Origin of the sequence: Photorhabdus sp. S10-54 (assembly GCF_963878145.1) — a bacterium.
In the GTDB taxonomy this organism is placed as follows: Bacteria; Pseudomonadota; Gammaproteobacteria; order Enterobacterales; family Enterobacteriaceae; genus Photorhabdus; species Photorhabdus kayaii.
In genome coordinates, this window is the sequence record NZ_CAWNXG010000135.1 from 1 (window position 1) to 1,502 (window position 1,502).

Below are 1,502 nucleotides of genomic sequence, written 5' to 3' on the forward strand. Positions count from 1 at the left end.
CTGTCTTTCATACACAAATCCCCTGATAAAAAATCGGGGGATTTTTTTGAATCTTTTTCTATTTTGCTGATCTTAGTAATAACTATTTCATTGAGGTACGGTAAAATGTTCCAAACTCACGCAGAACAATGGGCTTATGAGACTTTTTCTCGCGCAAATTTGGGTGATAGCCGACGAACCCAGCGTCTTATCAAATTCACCGCCTCTTTAGCCAACCATATCGGGCAATCTATTGTGCAATCACTCAAAACACCTGCGGATATTGAAGCCGCTTATCGATTTACGCGTAACCGGGCCATTGACGCAACGGCCATTGCAGAGGCCGGATTTGCAGCAACGGCTGAACAAGCTAAGTCCTATGACTGTTTGCTGGCATTGGAAGATACAACCTCACTGGAGTTCACTCATCAGACGGTTCGGGATGAAATGGGGTATACCGCATCACGAAAAAGTGCCACCGGCCTGCATGCCCATTCCGTTTTGCTTTTTGCCCCCAGAGAAGAACAGGTCATTGGCCTGATTGAACAAACGCGCTGGACGAGAGAGCTGAGTCATTATGGCAAGAAAGCGCAACGGGCTTCCCGGCCGTATAAAGACAAGGAAAGTTATAAGTGGGAACGCGCCTCTCAGGCAACAGAAACTCGTCTTGGCAGTGATATGAATAAGGTCATTTCAGTTTGTGATCGCGAGGCAGACATTATTGACTATCTGACCTATAAAATCACGCATCAGCCGCGTTTTATTGTGCGTTCAATGCAAAGCCGTTGCATTGAACAAAGCTCAGATAAACTTTATCTGTTCAGTGAATCTTTGCAGCCCGCAGATAAAAGAACCGTTCAGGTTAAACAACGAGGTGGGCGTAAGGCGCGTGAAGCTCTCTGCGACGTCCGTTACGCCCCTGCCACGCTCAAAATGCCGGCCAATAAACGAGGGGAGCCGATACCGCTGTATTATGTGAGTTGTCAGGAAACGAATCACGACAAGGAGCTGAGCTGGCACATTCTGACATCGGAGCCGGTAAAAGGTAAAGAAGATGCCCGCCGTATTCTGGACTACTATGAAAAACGCTGGCTCATTGAAGAGTTTCACAAGGCATGGAAAAGTGGCGGGACACAGGTAGAAGCGCTGCGGATGCAACGTAAAGAAAATCTGGAAAAAATGGTGGTGATCCTGGCGTTTATCGCGGTGCGTGTTCATCAGTTGCGCTATGTGGGTCTCAATAGATCAGAGGCGGAAAAACAGAGTTGTGAAACGCTATTAAGCCCGCTAGCGTGGAAATTATTGTGGGTAAAGCAAGAAAAGAAAAAGGTCCCTAAGACAGCGCCAAGTGTTTACTGGGCCTATATCAATTTGGGAAAACTAGCGGGTTGGTATGACTCAAAACGAAATGGCCGAGTGGGATGGGAAAGGCTGTGGCAAGGATGGTTCATGTTACAAACCATCCTTGAAGGTTATTTACTGTCCAAGTCTCTTGATCTATGAAATATGATCAAGAGACAGAT

The 1,502-nt window shown here is 46.7% G+C and carries 1 protein-coding gene; it reads left to right on the top strand.

The window, feature by feature from the left end; all coding sequences use genetic code 11:
- Window positions 1–105: 105 nt before the first annotated feature.
- Window positions 106–1,482 (top strand): IS4 family transposase, encoded by a 1,377-nt coding sequence (locus tag AACQ83_RS24090; RefSeq protein WP_112879912.1) that lies wholly within the window; start codon window positions 106–108, stop codon window positions 1,480–1,482.
- Window positions 1,483–1,502 lie beyond the last annotated feature (20 nt).